This window comes from Leclercia sp. Marseille-Q4284 (assembly GCF_916618945.1).
GTDB classification, from domain to species: Bacteria; Pseudomonadota; Gammaproteobacteria; order Enterobacterales; family Enterobacteriaceae; genus Enterobacter; species Enterobacter tamurae.
This window is the reverse complement of sequence record NZ_CAKAKG010000001.1, coordinates 125,306-141,743: the sequence shown is the minus strand read 5'-3', so window position 1 is coordinate 141,743 and position 16,438 is coordinate 125,306. Positions and strand designations below refer to the sequence as shown.

Here is a 16,438-nt window from a genome sequence, read left to right as displayed (position 1 = left end):
ACCTCAATTCTTACTATTCAGTGTAAAACAGTTGACTACTATCGCAGCGTCAATCTGCGATAACAACCCATTATCCGACCGGATTTCCAGCACAGAATGCTGAAAGCCGGGGCGTGCCACCGGTTTCTTATTCATATCATTGTAAAACACGTATCCGAACTCTGTATGACAAGGTCCGGCGAAACCACGAGAAAACTCTTGTATTTACAAGAGCGCCCTTGTTCAGACTTCACAAAGCGTAGTGCCTGCCCTGGAATCCTGAGAAGCGCCGAGATGGGTATAACATCGGCAGGTTTGCAGATTAGAAATGCGAATGGCGGGGAGCATGTTCCGGCCTGAAAGGCAGAACTGACTAAGCGGAAAACGACGGTTCATTATCTCGTATCACCTCCACGCAAGCCTGATAAAACTCGCGACAAGTTAAAGCTAAAAGTTCACTGCTTTACCCGGCTGGAAGTGGCGACACGAAGAAACGTCGTGTGCTTTTTTGTATGAGCCGCGCGCCGCGTTTTATACCGACAAGACAGGGAAAATGCAAAATATAAATGTGCGCATTGCCGGGACCGTCAGCAAAAATTTCCAGTTGGGTTTTCAAGGCCGTAGGCGCATAGATAAAAAAAGCTGGAAATCGGGCGAAGATGTGACCTAAAATAGCCGTCCAGATGTTAATCCATCCATACTGATTAACACTCAGACTGCCAGTGTCATCATCTGCAAGTCCTGGTGGAAAAACCTGCCACGGCTATCCCACACGACAGTTTGAGCTAAACAAATTCTCCTTAGGTAAATTAAAACATGGCAAAACACCTGTTTACGTCCGAGTCTGTATCAGAAGGACATCCTGATAAAATTGCTGACCAAATCTCCGATGCGGTGCTGGATGCGATCCTCGAGCAGGATCCAAAAGCGCGCGTTGCCTGTGAGACCTATGTCAAAACCGGCATGGTAATGGTTGGCGGTGAAATCACCACCAGTGCATGGGTTGATATCGAAGAGATCACCCGTAACACCGTGCGTGAAATCGGCTATGTGCATTCTGATATGGGCTTTGATGCCAACTCGTGCGCCGTACTGAGCGCCATCGGCAAACAGTCCCCTGACATCAACCAGGGCGTTGACCGTGCCGATCCGCTGGAGCAGGGCGCGGGCGACCAGGGCCTGATGTTTGGCTACGCCACCAACGAAACCGACGTGCTGATGCCTGCGCCAATCACCTATGCTCACCGTCTGGTGCAGCGTCAGGCTGAAGTGCGCAAAAACGGCACCCTGCCGTGGCTGCGTCCGGATGCGAAAAGCCAGGTTACCTTCCAGTACGACGACGGCAAAATTGTCGGCATCGACGCGGTAGTTCTCTCCACTCAGCACTCAGAAGATATCGACCAGAAATCTCTGCAGGAAGCGGTGATGGAAGAGATCATCAAGCCGGTTCTGCCGACCGAGTGGCTGAATGCCTCAACCAAATTCTTCATCAACCCAACGGGCCGTTTTGTTATCGGTGGACCAATGGGCGACTGCGGTCTGACCGGTCGTAAGATCATCGTTGATACCTACGGCGGCATGGCGCGTCACGGTGGCGGCGCGTTCTCCGGTAAGGATCCGTCTAAGGTTGACCGTTCTGCTGCGTACGCTGCACGTTATGTTGCCAAAAACATCGTTGCGGCTGGCCTGGCTGACCGTTGTGAGATTCAGGTTTCCTACGCGATTGGCGTGGCAGAACCAACCTCCATCATGGTTGAAACCTTCGGTACCGAAAAAGTGCCAACGGAGCAGCTGACCCTGCTGGTGCGTGAGTTCTTCGACCTGCGTCCATACGGCCTGATCCAGATGCTGGATCTGCTGCACCCAATCTACAAAGAGACCGCCGCTTACGGTCACTTTGGTCGCGAACATTTCCCATGGGAAAAAACCGACAAAGCCGCTCTGCTGCGTGAAGCCGCCGGTCTGAAATAATCGACTGACAGCGCTCCTGAAAGGCCAGCCCCGTGCTGGCCTTTTTGTTTTCGGCTCTATATCGCCCGCCATGAAATCGCTTACACCCAAATAAAATCAGTCCCTTTCGGAATACTCTCTTTGTCACGCCTCCCCCTCTGACATACTTTTACTGTTTCCTAATCAAATCTTTACATTGATGAAACAGCTAAGCCAAATGGAGGGCAAAATGCCTGACAATAAAAAACAGGGGCGGACGTCTAACAAGACGATGACGTTCTTCGTCTGCTTCCTTGCCGCTCTGGCAGGATTACTTTTCGGTCTTGATATCGGCGTTATTGCCGGGGCCTTGCCGTTTATTACGGATGAATTCCAGATCAACTCCCACACCCAGGAGTGGGTGGTGAGCTCGATGATGTTCGGTGCGGCAGTCGGCGCAGTGGGCAGCGGCTGGCTCTCCTTCAAGCTCGGGCGTAAAAAGAGCCTGATGATTGGCGCCATTCTGTTTGTCGCCGGTTCACTGTTTTCCGCCGCAGCACCTAACGTGGAAGTGCTGATTATCTCCCGCGTACTGCTGGGCCTGGCGGTGGGTGTTGCCTCTTATACCGCACCGCTTTACCTGTCGGAGATTGCGCCGGAGAAAATTCGCGGCAGCATGATCTCCATGTACCAGCTGATGATCACCATCGGTATTCTCGGTGCCTACCTTTCCGATACCGCGTTCAGCTACAGCGGCGCATGGCGCTGGATGCTGGGTGTGATTATTATCCCGGCAATCCTGCTGCTGATTGGCGTCTTCTTCCTGCCTGACAGCCCGCGCTGGTTTGCGGCCAAACGGCGCTTTAATGATGCGGAGCGCGTGCTGCTGCGCCTGCGTGATACCAGTGAAGAAGCGAAACGCGAGCTGGAAGAGATCCGCGAAAGCCTGAAGATCAAACAGAGCGGCTGGGCGCTGTTTAAAGAGAACAGTAACTTCCGCCGGGCAGTGTTCCTGGGCGTGCTGCTGCAGGTGATGCAGCAGTTCACCGGGATGAACGTCATCATGTATTACGCGCCAAAAATCTTTGAACTGGCGGGTTACAGCAACACCACCGAGCAGATGTGGGGTACGGTGATTGTCGGTCTGACCAACGTGCTGGCAACCTTTATCGCAATCGGTCTGGTGGATCGCTGGGGCCGTAAACCGACGCTGACCCTGGGCTTCCTGGTGATGGCGATCGGCATGGGCGTGCTGGGCACGATGATGCATATGGGCATCCACTCCACCACCGCACAGTATGCTGCCGTGGCGATGCTGCTGATGTTTATCGTTGGTTTTGCGATGAGCGCCGGTCCGCTGATCTGGGTTCTGTGTTCTGAGATCCAGCCGCTGAAAGGCCGCGATTTCGGTATCACCTGCTCCACCGCTACTAACTGGATCGCCAACATGATCGTCGGCGCAACCTTCCTGACCATGCTCGATACGTTTGGCAACGCCAATACCTTCTGGGTGTACGGTGGTCTGAACCTGCTGTTTATCGTCCTGACCCTGTGGCTGGTTCCTGAAACCAAACACGTGTCGCTGGAACATATTGAACGTAACCTGATGAAAGGTCGTCCGCTGCGCGAAATCGGCGCTCACGACTGATCCTTTTGGCTTCCTCCCGCCCGGGAGGAAGCCGCTTGCACCGCCCCGCGACAAACTCTATGCTCTGCCGTTATGAAAACACCCCGTCTCCCCATTGCGCTTCAGCAAGCCGCCATGCGCAGCCTGCGTGATAACCTGGCCAAGGCCAATCTTAAGCTTGCCCGGAACTACCCTGAACCGAAACTGGTCTGGCAGCAGCGCGGCACCGCAGCCGGCACCGCCTGGCTGGATGCGTATGAGATCCGCCTCAACCCGGTCCTGATGCTGGAAAATCAGCAGGCTTTTATCGACGAAGTGGTCCCGCATGAGCTGGCGCACCTGCTGGTGTGGAAGCACTTTGGCCGCGTGGCACCCCATGGCAAAGAGTGGAAATGGATGATGGAAGCGGTGCTTGGCGTGCCGGCGCGTCGCACGCATCAGTTCGAGCTTGATTCAGTACGGCGCAATACCTTCCCCTACCGCTGCCCGTGTCAGCAGCACCAGCTCACCGTGCGTCGCCATAACCGGGTGGTGCGCGGCGAAGCTACCTACCGCTGCGTCAAGTGCGGCAACCCTCTTATTGCGGAGTAAGCGGCAGAATCATCAGGAACATTCATGATCTGCCTGATTGCATACAGGAACAACTTTCGTTACGTTGCGGGCTCGTTTTGATACGGAGTTCACGATGTCCCGTAATTTCTCTCTCGCGGTCGCGTTTCTGACGACGGCGTTTTCAGGCCATGTGCTGGCCGAAGGTATCCACAGTTTCTCTCAGGCAAAAGCCGCAGGCGTGAAGGTCAACGCCGACGTCGCAGGCGATTTTTACTGCGGATGCAAAATTAACTGGCAGGGCAAAAAAGGGGTCGTCGATCTGGCCTCCTGCGGTTACAAAGTGCGTAAAAACGAGAACCGCGCCAGCCGCATTGAATGGGAACATGTCGTCCCGGCCTGGCAGTTCGGCCACCAGCGTCAGTGCTGGCAGGACGGCGGACGTAAAAACTGCGCCAAAGACCCGATCTATCGCCAGATAGAAAGCGATATGCATAACCTGCAACCCGCCGTGGGCGAGGTGAATGGCGATCGCGGCAACTTTATGTACAGCCAGTGGAACGGCGGCGAAGGCCAGTATGGTCAGTGCGCCATGAAGGTAGACTTCAAAGAGAAGCTCGCCGAACCACCAGCCCGCGCCCGGGGCAGCATAGCCCGCATCTACTTCTATATGCGCGATCAATACCAACTGACCCTCTCCCGCCAGCAAACCCAGCTGTTTAACGCCTGGGATAAGCTCTATCCGGTAACCGCCTGGGAGTGCCAGCGCGACGAACGCATTGCTAAAGTGCAGGGGAATCATAACCCGTACGTCCAGCGCGCTTGCCAGGCGCAAAAGAGCTAACCTACACTAGCGGCAATTGTTTATTTACTTACACCCCTCACCCTAACCCTCTCCCCGCAGGGGAGAGGGGACAGACCGAGCCGGGACCTGGCTATTTATGGAATTCTTTGACTATGCGTATTCCCCGTATTTATCACCCGGAACTGATAACCCCGGACAGTGAAATTGCCCTGTCTGAAGAGGCCGCCAACCATGTTGGCCGTGTGCTGCGCATGGGCGCAGGTCAGGCGATTCAACTGTTTGATGGTTCAAACCAGGTGTTTGAGGCGGAAATTACCCGCGCCGATAAAAAAAGCGTGCAGGTGAATATCTTGCGTGGCGAAATCGACGATCGTGAATCGCCGCTGCATATCCATTTAGGCCAGGTGATGTCGCGCGGCGAAAAAATGGAATTCACTATCCAGAAATCGATCGAACTGGGTGTAAGCCTCATTACGCCACTTTTTTCTGAGCGCTGCGGCGTTAAACTGGATGCCGAACGTCTGAATAAGAAGCTCCAGCAGTGGCAAAAAATCGCCGTTGCAGCCTGTGAACAGTGTGGCCGCAATCGGGTCCCGGAGATCCGCCCGGCAATGGATCTGGAAGCCTGGTGTGCGGAAGAGGAGCAGGGTCTGAAGCTCAACCTGCATCCCCGCGCCAGCGCCAGCATCAACACTCTGCCGCTGCCGGTTGAGCGCGTGCGGCTGCTGATTGGCCCGGAAGGCGGTCTGTCGGCGGATGAGATCGCCATGACCGCGCGCTACCAGTTTACTGATATTCTGTTGGGACCCCGCGTTCTGCGTACTGAGACCACCGCGCTAACCGCCATCACTGCCCTGCAGGTGCGTTTTGGCGATTTAGGTTGAAGCATTAACGGAGAAGACAATGATTAAGCTCGGCATCGTGATGGATCCCATCACAAGCATCAATATCAAGAAAGATTCCAGCTTCGCTATGCTGCTGGAAGCACAACGTCGCGGCTACCAGCTCCACTATATGGAGATGAGCGACCTGTACCTGATTAACGGCGAAGCGCGTGCGCGCACCCGCATCGTCAACGTCGAGCAGAATTACGATAAATGGTACGAGTTCGGTTCCGAGCAGGATCTGCCCCTGGCCGAACTCGACGTCATCCTGATGCGTAAAGACCCGCCGTTCGACACTGAATACATCTACTGCACCTATATTCTTGAACGCGCAGAAGAGAAAGGGACGCTGATCGTCAACAAACCGCAGAGCCTGCGCGACTGCAACGAGAAGCTCTACACTGCCTGGTTCTCCGACCTGACGCCAGAGACGCTGGTGACGCGCAGCAAAACGCAGCTGAAAGCCTTCTGGCAGAAACACGGCGATATCATCCTGAAGCCGCTGGACGGCATGGGTGGCGCATCTATCTTCCGCGTTAAAGAGGGCGACCCGAACCTCGGGGTGATCGCCGAAACCCTGACCGAGCACGGCTCCCGCTACTGCATGGCGCAGAACTATATCCCGGCGATCGTCGACGGCGATAAGCGCGTGCTGGTGGTGGACGGTGAGCCGGTGCCGTACTGCCTGGCGCGTATTCCGCAGGGCGGCGAAACCCGCGGTAACCTGGCGGCCGGTGGCCGTGGCGAACCGCGTCCGCTGACCGAAAGCGACTGGGAAATTGCCCGTCGCGTCGGCCCGATGTTAAAAGCCAAAGGGCTGATCTTTGTTGGCCTCGACATCATCGGCGATCGTCTGACAGAAGTGAACGTCACCAGTCCGACCTGTATTCGCGAAATCGAAGCAGAATTCCCGGTGTCGATTACCGGCATGCTGATGGATGCGATCGAAAAACGTCTGAAGCAGTAACCTAGCCAATACTATTAGTGACAGTACTCAGCTTTCTCCGCATACTGGGTGCTGTCGCTTTTTAAACCAGGAAACAGAACCTCTGACAATGAATTTACAGCATCACTTTCTGATTGCCATGCCTGCTCTCCAGGATCCCATTTTCCGTCGTGCGGTCGTTTACATCTGCGAGTACAGCGAAGATGGCGCGATGGGTATCATCATCAATAAACCGCTGGAAAATCTTACTGTTGAAGGCATTCTGGAAAAATTAAAAATTTCCCAGGACGAACGTGTTCCTGAAATTCGTCTCGACAAAGCGGTGATGCTCGGCGGCCCGCTGGCAGAAGATCGCGGCTTTATTTTGCATAGCCCGCCAGGCTTTTCCTCCAGCATCCGCATCTCGGACAATACCGTGATCACCACCTCCCGTGACGTGCTCGAGACCCTGGGCACAGAAAAGCAGCCTGCTGATGTGCTGGTGGCGCTCGGCTATTCCTCGTGGGAAAAAGGCCAGCTTGAGCAGGAGATCCTCGATAACGCCTGGCTGACGGCTCCGGCAGATTTAAACATCCTGTTTAAAACCCCTATCGCCGATCGCTGGCGTGATGCGGCAAAACTGATTGGCATTGATATCCAGACCATGCCTGGCGTAGCGGGGCATGCCTGATGAGCGGCACGCTTCTCGCGTTTGATTTCGGCACTAAAAGTATCGGCGTGGCAATCGGCCAGCGCATCACCGGCACCGCTCGTCCACTGACGGCGCTGAAGGCGCAAAACGGCACTCCGGACTGGAACCTGATTGAGCGGCTGCTGAAAGAGTGGCAGCCGGAGGTAGTGATTGTCGGGCTGCCGCTGAATATGGATGGCACCGAGCAGCCACTGACGGCACGGGCACGCAACTTTGCCAATAAAATTCATGGCCGTTTTGGCGTGGCGATTAAGCTGCATGATGAACGACTGAGCACGGTAGAAGCCCGCGCCGGTCTGTTTGAGCATGGCGGTTTTCGTGCGCTCAGCAAAGGCAGCGTCGATTCCGCCTCAGCGGTGATTATCCTCGAAAGCTTCTTCGAGCAGGGTTACTGATCCCCTTCCCTTTGCCCGGCTCCCCGGGCAAATACTTCTTACGCTTCCAGCAACGTGGCGTTGAGCGCCGTTAGTTCAGCCAGACGCGTCCGCACGCTCTCATCGTCGATATTCCACATCCCGGCAAAGGCCAGCGCGGCATGGTGCGCGCCTACCGGTAGCGCCATCGACACTTCGCCATCATCATGGTGCCAGATCACACGCCCTTGCTGGCGCTGCTGGGCCACATGCGGGGCGAGATTCTGCCACTGTTCTGGCGTAAAGCGCGACATCAGCGCCTCGTCCGTCTCACTCGCCAGCAGCGACATGCCAATTACCGATTGCCAGGCAGGCAGCATATGGAAACCGGCCAGCGCCTGGGTGGTCTGGCTACCGGGCACCGAGTGCCAGATATAGATCACCTGGTCCTCCCACAGCACGCCCAGCGCCACCACGATATCGCGTGGTGCATCGCGCTCCAGCCGGGGCAAGGCGCGGGAGAAGAGCTCGGAGCCGCGGATTGACTGGGCCGCCAGGGCATGAATACCGGGGCCCGGCAGATAGCGTCGGTGCTCGTCCTGCATGGTCAGGCCAATAGAGGCCATGGTCATCAGCAAACGGTTCACACGGGTGGTGTTGATCCCCATCAGTCGCGCGAGTTCACGGCAACCGATGGCGCGACCGCTGGAAACCAGATATTGCAGACAGCGAATGCCGTCGATAAGACTTTGGTTCGGTTGTGATGACATAGTCGCTTTCAATGTGTGCAATCAGAGGCTCGATTTTACCGCCCATACATAAGTATACAAGGCCGTGAAAATCATTCTCTGCCGTAAGCCCGCGCATTAAAGCCGGCCCTGTGCCCTGCGCTCAGCACGGCTCTGCTCGAAGTTCTGCATGCCGGCCTGCAACCCGGTCTGGATGACGCCCGGCAGTTGGAAGGTTTTACCTTCACGGATTAAATTTGCCGCTGCGGGGGTATTAACCAGTAACTCAAACAGCGCGACGCGCCCCTGCTGGTTATCCCTTTCGAGCTTTTGCGCCAGCACCGCCCGCAGGCTGCCCGCCAGCTGCTTACGTACCGGCTCTTTCTCGTCGGCCGGGAAAGCATCCACCAGCCGCTCTATCGCCTGCGCCGCACCGCGGGTATGGAGAGTCGCCAGTACCAGATGCCCGGTCTCGGCGGCAGTGAGCGCAAGGCGGATCGTCTCGCTGTCGCGCAGTTCACCCAGCAGGATCACATCGGGATCTTCACGCAACGCCGCCCGCAGCGCATCGGCAAAGGAAGGGCAATGCAGGCCAATCTCCCGCTGCTGCACCAGACAGCGCTTGCTCTGATGGATGAACTCCACCGGATCTTCGAGCGTCAGGATATGCCCGTCGCTGTGGTGATTGAGAAAGTCGACCATCGCCGCCAGCGTGGTGGACTTGCCGCTGCCGGTGGCCCCGGTCACCAGAATCAGGCCGTTATCGCTGGTCAGCAGCTCGGGGATCGCCCGCGGTGTGCCCAGGGTACGCAGCTGCGGGCACTGTTCCGGCAGCAGCCGGAGCGCCAGCGAGCACCCTTGTGTATGGGCGAAGGCGCTGGCCCGCAGCCGGTTGTTCTCCAGGGCGACGGCAAAATCCACCTGCCCCTGAGCGCACCATGCCCCCTGCTGTTCGTCGCTAAGCCAGCTTTTCAGCAGCATCACGACGTCCGGCCCCGGAAAAGGGGCGAACTCCATCTTCCCTCGTCGTCGCCAGCGCGGTGGTGCGTTACTGCACAGGTGTAGATCCGACACGTTATGCTTTACACTAAGGGCCACAATTTCTTCCATATCCATTTAATGATCCTCGGAAAATGAACGACATTGCGCATAACCTGGCACAGGTCAGGAACAAAATCTCAGCCGCGGCAACAGGTTGCGGCCGTGCTTCAGAAGAAGTTACGTTGCTTGCAGTCAGTAAAACCAAACCTGCGAGCGCCATCGCAGAAGCGATTGATGCAGGCCAGCGCATGTTCGGTGAAAACTACGTGCAGGAAGGAGTGGAAAAAATCCGCCACTTCCAGGAGAAAGGCACCGCGGATCTGCAGTGGCACTTTATCGGCCCCTTACAGTCGAACAAAAGCCGACTGGTGGCGGAGCATTTCGACTGGTGTCATACCGTCGATCGGCTGCGCATCGCCAGCCGTCTGAGCGAGCAGCGTCCGGCAGAGATGCCACCGCTTAACGTACTGATTCAAATCAATATCAGCGACGAAAACAGCAAGTCAGGTATTGCTCTGGAAGAGCTGGATCAGCTGGCGGATCAGGTAGCGGCGCTGCCTGGCCTGACGCTTCGCGGACTGATGGCGATCCCGGCCCCGGAGTCAGATTACGACAGGCAGTTTGCCGTCGCCCGGCAAATGGCTGTAGCATTTGAGGCGCTTAAAACACGCTTCCCAACGGTCGACACGCTTTCACTGGGCATGACGGACGATATGGCTGCCGCGATTGCGGCTGGCAGCACCATGGTGCGCATCGGCACAGCAATTTTCGGTGCGCGCGATTACACCCAATAATAAGGAAACCTGAGGAACGCCATGAAGACGTTGACCTTCCTGCTCTCAACCGTCATTGAACTGTATACGATGGTGCTTTTGCTTCGCGTCTGGATGCAGTGGGCTCGTTGTGATTTTTACAACCCCTTCTCACAGTTTGTCGTCAAAGTGACCCAGCCGATTATCGGGCCGCTGCGCCGGGTGATCCCGCCGATGGGCCCCATTGACAGTGCCTCTCTGCTGGTTGCGCTGATCCTGTGCGTGGTGAAAGCGATCGTGCTGTTTATGGTCATCACCTTCCAGCCGATCATCTGGATCGCGGCGGTGTTGATCCTGTTGAAAACGATCGGCCTGCTGGTGTTCTGGGTGCTGATGGTGATGGCAATCATGAGCTGGGTCAGCCGGGGCCGCAGTCCGGTAGAATATTCTTTGATTCAGCTTACCGAACCGCTGCTGCGTCCGATCCGTAACCTGCTGCCTGCCATGGGCGGGATCGACTTCTCCCCAATGATCCTCGTGCTGCTGCTGTACGTGCTCAACATGGGTATCGCTGAACTGCTGCAGTCCACGGGCAACATTCTGCTGCCGGGGCTGTGGATGGCGTTATGAGTGCTGTCAGCACCTGCGCCGACGGGCTGGTTTTACGGCTGTATATTCAGCCGAAAGCCAGCCGTGACTCCATTGTCGGGCTGCATGGCGACGAAGTAAAAGTCGCCATCACTGCCCCTCCTGTGGATGGCCAGGCTAATGCCCATCTGGTGAAGTATCTGGCAAAACAGTTTCGCGTCGCGAAAAGCCAGGTGCTTCTCGAGAAAGGTGAACTGGGGCGCCATAAGCAGGTCAAAATTCTGAACCCGCAACAAATCCCGACGGAAGTCGCGGCTCTGATACAACAGGATTAACACATGCAAAAAGTTGTTCTCGCTACCGGTAATGCCGGTAAGGTGCGCGAGCTGGCCTCGCTGTTAAATGATTTTGGTCTGGATGTGGTTGCGCAAACCGAGCTGGGCGTGGACTCTGCCGAAGAGACCGGCCTGACCTTTATTGAAAACGCCATTCTGAAAGCACGCCACGCGGCGCAGGTCACCGGTCTGCCGGCTATCGCCGATGACTCTGGTCTGGCGGTGGACGTGCTGGGCGGCGCGCCGGGGATCTACTCCGCCCGCTATTCCGGCGTCGATGCCAGCGACCAGCAGAACCTCGAAAAGCTGCTGGAAGCGCTTAAGGACGTACCGGATGATCGGCGCAAGGCGCAGTTCCACTGCGTGCTGGTCTATATGCGCCATGCCGATGATCCTACGCCGATTGTCTGTCACGGCAGCTGGCCGGGTGTGATTGCCCGCGAAGCGGCAGGCAACGGCGGCTTTGGCTACGACCCTATTTTCTTTGTCCCGTCTGAGGGCAAGACCGCTGCGGAGCTGACCCGCGACGAAAAAAGCGCGATTTCCCATCGTGGGCGCGCACTGAAACTGTTACTGGAAGCGTTACGTAATGGCTAATTTGCCACCTCTGAGCCTTTATATTCACATCCCGTGGTGCGTGCAGAAATGCCCGTACTGCGATTTCAACTCGCATGCGCTGAAAGGCGAAGTGCCTCATGACGATTACGTTCAGCATCTGCTTGCCGATCTGGACGCCGACGTAGCTTACGCGCAGGGACGTGAAGTTAAGACTATCTTCATTGGTGGCGGTACGCCGAGCCTGCTCTCAGGCCCGGCGATGCAGACGCTGCTGGATGGCGTGCGTGCGCGCCTCAATCTGGCAGCGGATGCAGAAATTACCATGGAGGCCAATCCGGGGACGGTTGAGGCCGATCGTTTTGTCGAGTATCAGCGTGCCGGTGTAAATCGGATCTCCATTGGGGTACAGAGCTTCAGCGAGCCGAAGTTAAAGCGTCTGGGGCGTATTCATGGTCCGGGTGAAGCTAAGCGCGCCGCACATCTGGCAACCGGCCTGGGCCTGCGTAGCTTTAACCTCGACCTGATGCACGGCCTGCCGGATCAGTCCCTGGAGGAAGCGCTGGACGATTTACGTCAGGCCATTGAGCTGAACCCGCCGCACCTCTCCTGGTATCAGCTGACCATTGAGCCGAACACGCTGTTTGGTTCGCGCCCGCCGGTGCTGCCTGATGACGACGCGCTGTGGGATATTTTCGAGCAGGGCCATAGGCTTTTGACCGCCGCCGGGTATCAGCAGTACGAAACCTCGGCCTATGCGAAGCCGGGCTACCAGTGCCAGCACAACCTGAACTACTGGCGTTTTGGTGACTATCTGGGCATTGGCTGCGGCGCCCATGGCAAAGTGACCTTCCCGGACGGTCGTATTCTGCGTACCGCCAAAACGCGTCACCCGCGTGGCTATATGGAAGGACGCTATCTGGAGCGCCAGCACGACGTCGAAGCCGAAGATAAGCCATTTGAGTTCTTTATGAACCGCTTCCGTCTGCTGGAAGCCGCGCCGCGCGCGGAGTTTGCGCTGTATACCGGATTACCGGAGTCGGTGATTCGCCCGCAGATTGACGAGGCGCTGGCGCAGGGATACCTGACCGAATGCGCGGAGTACTGGCAGATCACCGAGCATGGCAAACTGTTCTTAAACTCCCTGCTTGAGCTGTTCCTCGCCGAAGAGTCCTGAAGCCTGATTCAGGATTTTGCATCCCGTTCTGCTGGCTGAAGGAAAAGCTGGCAGAGTGCGGGGATGGAAAAATCAAAACAGCTACGAACAAATATGACGCCTGAAGAGGTACGTCTCTGGTATTTACTCCGGGGGCGTCATTTCTATGGCTACAAGTTCCGCCGCCAGATGCCAATTGGCGCTTATATCGTTGATTTTGCGTGTTTTAAGGCACACTTAATTGTTGAGCTGGATGGCGGACAACATCAGGATAATGAGGAATATGATCTGCGCAGAAGCGCGTATCTTAATGCGCAAGGCTGGCGGGTGGTTCGGTTCTGGAATAATGAATTCAGGATGAATGAGGAGGGAGTGTTAATGACTATTCTGGAACATCTGCAGTACCTGATGCCCTCACCCTAACCCTCTCCCACAGGGAGAGGGAACATTAACTCCCTCTCCCATGGGGAGAGGGCCGGGGTGAGGGGCCCAGACCGCACTAACCTACTTCAGCGATCCCACCAGCCCCTTGCGGCTCTCTTCCAGCGACACCACGCGTTTACACACGTCTTTGCCGAACGCTTTGAAATCCGCTTCCTGGTTCTTCCACTCGTTCTGAATCGAGGTTTGCAGACCACCCAGGCTACCCAGCACGCCCTGCAGCGGGTTGCCGCCGCCTTTGAGCACCGCTTTGGCACCCATCTCGTTGATGCTGTCCTGCAGAATGCCACCCATCGCCTGATTTACCAGCTGCTGGCCATCGGCACGCACCTGATCGATGGCCTGATAGTGGAACGTCAGGCCATCGGTACGATGCTCAATAATCCGGTTCATCTGCTCTTTTAGCTGGGCGTCCAGTTTGGTCAGGCGCGAGCGCATATTGCTGCTCTCCCCCACCTCTTTGGCGATGATCTTATCCAGCGCGACACGGCCTTTTTCCACGCGGGTCAGAGCGCCTTCGTCGATCCACGGCAGCGCGCTGCGCAGATCGGCCTGGTAATCTTTTGCCTGTTCACGTTGGGCTGCGCTCAGTTGATACTGCTTGCCGTTAAACATGACGTTGCCATCCGGGGTGATCACCAGATTGCCGTTCTCACCTTTTACCTGCACGGTTTGCGGGCTCAGGATCACGTCGTCACGCGGCGTGACTTCGCATTTGTAATCTGCGTGAGCGGTCAGAGCCGTGGTCATTAAAGCCGCAGCGAGCAGCGTTTTGCGCATCATATATTCTCCCTCAGACAAAACGGGCCAGCAATTGCTGGCCCCTGATGCTCTATTAGTCCCACCAAATATCGAAAAGTTCGCTGACGCGTACCTCTTCGAATTTGTGGTCTTCCAGCCACTTACGCACGATAGCCTGATGCTCTTCGGTGCACTGGCCGATCTCTTGTTTGCAGATCAGACCTTCCCACGCCAGGTAGCCGCTGCCGTCAAACGCCAGCTTGTTCGGCTCGATAACTTCATTGATGAACGCATCCACGTCTTCATCAATTTTTTCTACACTGGTGCCTTCCGGGAAACGCCATGCAACCGAAAAACCAATTTCCTGGAATTCTTCGATGTGCATTTTCTTACGCAGACGACGGCTACGGTTCTTTGCCATTATTTCACCCTCTCGAACATTAAGTCCCATACGCCGTGACCAAGACGATGGCCACGCTGTTCAAATTTCGTTACCGGACGTGAGTCAGGACGCGGCACATAATCGTTGCTCACCGACTGGTTTTTATACCCGTCGAGCGCTGACATCACCTCCAGCATATGTTCCGCATACTGTTCCCAGTCGGTCGCCATGTGGAAAACGCCACCCAGCTTCAGTTTGCTTTTTACCAGCTCAGCAAAAGGAGCCTGAACGATACGGCGTTTATTATGACGTGCTTTGTGCCATGGGTCAGGGAAAAAGAGCTGAACCATGTTCAGAGAATTGTCAGGGATCATCTTGTGCAGCACTTCCACCGCGTCATGACACATCACCCGCAGGTTCTCAACGCCCTCTTCATGGGCCGTTGCCAGGCACGCGCCCACGCCCGGGGAGTGAACCTCAATGCCGAGGAAATTCTGCTCCGGACGCGCTTTTGCCATGGTCACCAGTGAAGCGCCCATGCCGAAACCGATCTCCAGCGTAATCGGCGCGTCGCGGCCAAACAGCTCAACGAAATCGAGCGGCTGTTCGGTGAACTCCACGCCCATCACCGGCCAGTAGTTATCCAGCGCGTGTTGCTGCCCCTTTGTCAGGCGACCCTGACGGCGGACAAAGCTGCGAATACGGCGCAGCGGGCGACCGTTTTCATCAAATTCCGGTGATATGACGTCGTTTTTCATAAAAGAGTAGTCTGCTTGTGAGAATGTTCGGGAAACGGGCATTATCCAAAGTTAATGATGGGATGCAAGCATGGGAAAGATCCGGTTTACAGCCGCATGCCTCTGTGCTGCAATCTGCGTCCCTGATATCGCGAAGCGAAGACCATGCAAGCCTCTCATTTTTCAGCCCAGGTGCTGGACTGGTACGACAAATACGGGCGTAAAACCCTGCCCTGGCAAACTGAAAAAACGCCTTATAAAGTATGGCTCTCTGAGGTGATGTTGCAACAAACGCAGGTCACTACCGTTATCCCCTACTTTGAGCGCTTTATGGCGCGTTTTCCCACCGTGACCGATCTGGCGAACGCCCCCCTTGATGAGGTGCTGCATCTGTGGACCGGACTCGGCTACTATGCCCGCGCCCGCAATCTGCATAAAGCCGCCCAGCAGGTGGTATCGCTGCACGGCGGAAAATTCCCGGAAACCTTCGATGAAGTCGCCGCCCTGCCGGGTGTCGGGCGCTCCACCGCCGGCGCGATCCTCTCCCTCTCGCTGGGTAAACACTTCCCTATTCTCGACGGCAATGTGAAGCGCGTGCTGGCCCGCTGCTATGCCGTTGGTGGCTGGCCGGGCAAGAAAGAGGTGGAGAAGCGCCTGTGGGAAATTAGCGAAGCGGTCACCCCTGCTAACGGCGTCGAACGCTTCAACCAGGCGATGATGGATTTAGGGGCGATGGTCTGCACCCGCTCGAAGCCCAAATGCGAACTCTGTCCGCTGAATAATCTGTGTGTGGCTTATGCCAACCACAGCTGGGCACAGTATCCCGGTAAAAAACCGAAGCAGACGCTGCCCGAGCGCACCGGCTATTTTCTGCTGATGCAGCACGAAGAGACGGTCTATCTCGCCCAGCGTCCGCCAAGCGGTTTGTGGGGCGGCTTATTCTGCTTCCCGCAGTTTGAAGATGAAGAGAGTCTTCGCGACTGGCTGGCGCAACGCGGCATCCCTGCTGATACTCTTGTGCAGCTCACTGCGTTTCGCCATACCTTCAGCCACTTCCATCTGGATATTGTTCCAATGTGGCTTCCCGTGTCCTCATTCACCGCGTGCATGGATGAAGGCACCGCTCTCTGGTATAACTTAGCGCAACCGCCGTCAGTGGGGCTGGCAGCTCCCGTAGAGCGCCTGTTACAGCAATTACGTATCGGGGCAATGGTTTAGC

The 16,438-nt window shown here is 56.3% G+C and carries 21 protein-coding genes; 15 read left to right on the top strand and 6 right to left on the bottom strand.

The genetic code is table 11. The features are described from left to right. Positions 1–3: 3 nt before the first annotated feature. Positions 4–135, bottom strand: coding sequence for an acid stress response protein YqgB (gene yqgB / locus LG383_RS00700; protein ID WP_146145527.1), 132 nt, complete (start codon positions 133–135; stop codon positions 4–6). A gap of 660 nt (positions 136–795) precedes the next feature. On the opposite strand from yqgB, the gene metK reads away from it, so the two are divergent. The 8 genes from metK to ruvX all read left to right on the top strand — a co-directional run bounded on the left by metK (position 796) and on the right by ruvX (position 7,805). Beyond that, complete coding sequence (gene metK / locus LG383_RS00690) at positions 796–1,950, top strand: methionine adenosyltransferase (RefSeq protein ID WP_106994356.1); 1,155 nt, start codon at positions 796–798, stop codon at positions 1,948–1,950. 208 nt (positions 1,951–2,158) lie between these two features. Continuing rightward, the gene (gene galP, locus LG383_RS00685) at positions 2,159–3,556 is read left to right on the top strand and encodes a galactose/proton symporter (RefSeq protein ID WP_106994355.1); all 1,398 of its coding nucleotides are present in this window, start codon (positions 2,159–2,161) and stop codon (positions 3,554–3,556) included. A 72-nt stretch (positions 3,557–3,628) separates the two neighbouring features. Next, positions 3,629–4,126, top strand: a complete 498-nt coding sequence (locus tag LG383_RS00680) for a SprT family zinc-dependent metalloprotease (protein ID WP_166183938.1) — start codon at positions 3,629–3,631, stop codon at positions 4,124–4,126. A gap of 94 nt (positions 4,127–4,220) precedes the next feature. Continuing rightward, positions 4,221–4,928: a deoxyribonuclease I gene (endA, locus tag LG383_RS00675; protein ID WP_225758104.1), complete on the top strand. Its 708-nt coding sequence runs from the start codon at positions 4,221–4,223 to the stop codon at positions 4,926–4,928. Positions 4,929–5,041: 113 nt separating this feature from the next. Continuing rightward, a complete protein-coding gene (rsmE, locus tag LG383_RS00670) occupies positions 5,042–5,773 on the top strand; it encodes a 16S rRNA (uracil(1498)-N(3))-methyltransferase (RefSeq protein ID WP_106994352.1) in 732 nt (243 codons plus the stop codon). A 19-nt stretch (positions 5,774–5,792) separates the two neighbouring features. Then, positions 5,793–6,740 carry a glutathione synthase gene (gene gshB / locus LG383_RS00665; RefSeq protein WP_106994351.1) on the top strand — a complete coding sequence of 316 codons (948 nt, stop codon included), beginning with the start codon at positions 5,793–5,795 and terminating at the stop codon, positions 6,738–6,740. An 88-nt stretch (positions 6,741–6,828) separates the two neighbouring features. Continuing rightward, a complete protein-coding gene (locus LG383_RS00660; protein ID WP_181247292.1) occupies positions 6,829–7,389 on the top strand; it encodes a YqgE/AlgH family protein in 561 nt (186 codons plus the stop codon). Beyond that, entirely contained in the window at positions 7,389–7,805 is a 417-nt protein-coding gene (ruvX, locus tag LG383_RS00655; RefSeq protein ID WP_106994349.1) for a Holliday junction resolvase RuvX, read from the top strand. The genes LG383_RS00660 and ruvX overlap by 1 nt, the downstream gene beginning before the upstream one ends. Positions 7,806–7,843: 38 nt before the next feature. On the opposite strand, the gene LG383_RS00650 is transcribed toward ruvX, so the two are convergent. Together LG383_RS00650 and LG383_RS00645 are read right to left on the bottom strand one after the other, a co-directional pair. After that, on the bottom strand, positions 7,844–8,533 hold the full coding sequence (locus tag LG383_RS00650; protein WP_106994348.1) for a transcriptional regulator: 690 nt from the start codon (positions 8,531–8,533) through the stop codon (positions 7,844–7,846). A gap of 96 nt (positions 8,534–8,629) precedes the next feature. After that, complete coding sequence (locus LG383_RS00645; protein ID WP_225758103.1) at positions 8,630–9,607, bottom strand: type IV pilus twitching motility protein PilT; 978 nt, start codon at positions 9,605–9,607, stop codon at positions 8,630–8,632. A 17-nt stretch (positions 9,608–9,624) separates the two neighbouring features. Between LG383_RS00645 and LG383_RS00640 the strand changes: the two genes are divergently transcribed. The 6 genes from LG383_RS00640 (at position 9,625) to LG383_RS00615 (ending at position 13,341) form a co-directional block, all read left to right on the top strand. Next, the gene (locus LG383_RS00640) at positions 9,625–10,326 is read left to right on the top strand and encodes a YggS family pyridoxal phosphate-dependent enzyme (RefSeq protein WP_225758102.1); all 702 of its coding nucleotides are present in this window, start codon (positions 9,625–9,627) and stop codon (positions 10,324–10,326) included. A gap of 21 nt (positions 10,327–10,347) precedes the next feature. Beyond that, a complete protein-coding gene (locus LG383_RS00635) occupies positions 10,348–10,914 on the top strand; it encodes a YggT family protein (protein ID WP_106994345.1) in 567 nt (188 codons plus the stop codon). Beyond that, positions 10,911–11,207 (top strand): DUF167 family protein YggU, encoded by a 297-nt coding sequence (gene yggU, locus LG383_RS00630; RefSeq protein WP_225758101.1) that lies wholly within the window; start codon positions 10,911–10,913, stop codon positions 11,205–11,207. The genes LG383_RS00635 and yggU overlap by 4 nt, the downstream gene beginning before the upstream one ends. Positions 11,208–11,210: 3 nt before the next feature. Further along, positions 11,211–11,804, top strand: coding sequence for an XTP/dITP diphosphatase (locus LG383_RS00625; RefSeq protein ID WP_106994343.1), 594 nt, complete (start codon positions 11,211–11,213; stop codon positions 11,802–11,804). Continuing rightward, positions 11,797–12,939: a radical SAM family heme chaperone HemW gene (gene hemW, locus LG383_RS00620; protein ID WP_225758100.1), complete on the top strand. Its 1,143-nt coding sequence runs from the start codon at positions 11,797–11,799 to the stop codon at positions 12,937–12,939. Before LG383_RS00625 ends, hemW begins: the two co-directional genes overlap by 8 nt. A 63-nt stretch (positions 12,940–13,002) precedes the next feature. Beyond that, entirely contained in the window at positions 13,003–13,341 is a 339-nt protein-coding gene (locus LG383_RS00615) for an endonuclease domain-containing protein (protein ID WP_106994341.1), read from the top strand. 81 nt (positions 13,342–13,422) lie between these two features. Here the strand turns inward: LG383_RS00615 and LG383_RS00610 are convergent, their stop codons facing one another. Genes LG383_RS00610 through trmB form a run of 3 tightly spaced genes read right to left on the bottom strand, consistent with a single transcriptional unit; the run spans position 13,423 to position 15,240 of the window. Continuing rightward, positions 13,423–14,142, bottom strand: a complete 720-nt coding sequence (locus LG383_RS00610; RefSeq protein ID WP_106994541.1) for a DUF2884 domain-containing protein — start codon at positions 14,140–14,142, stop codon at positions 13,423–13,425. 52 nt (positions 14,143–14,194) lie between these two features. Continuing rightward, positions 14,195–14,521, bottom strand: a complete 327-nt coding sequence (locus LG383_RS00605) for a YggL family protein (RefSeq protein WP_106994340.1) — start codon at positions 14,519–14,521, stop codon at positions 14,195–14,197. Continuing rightward, positions 14,521–15,240, bottom strand: a complete 720-nt coding sequence (gene trmB / locus LG383_RS00600) for a tRNA (guanosine(46)-N7)-methyltransferase TrmB (RefSeq protein WP_106994339.1) — start codon at positions 15,238–15,240, stop codon at positions 14,521–14,523. The genes LG383_RS00605 and trmB overlap by 1 nt, the downstream gene beginning before the upstream one ends. A gap of 144 nt (positions 15,241–15,384) precedes the next feature. Here trmB and mutY point away from each other — a divergent pair, with 144 nt between their 5' ends. Then, positions 15,385–16,437 carry an A/G-specific adenine glycosylase gene (gene mutY, locus LG383_RS00595; protein WP_225758099.1) on the top strand — a complete coding sequence of 351 codons (1,053 nt, stop codon included), beginning with the start codon at positions 15,385–15,387 and terminating at the stop codon, positions 16,435–16,437. The last annotated feature ends 1 nt before the right edge of the window (position 16,438 follow it).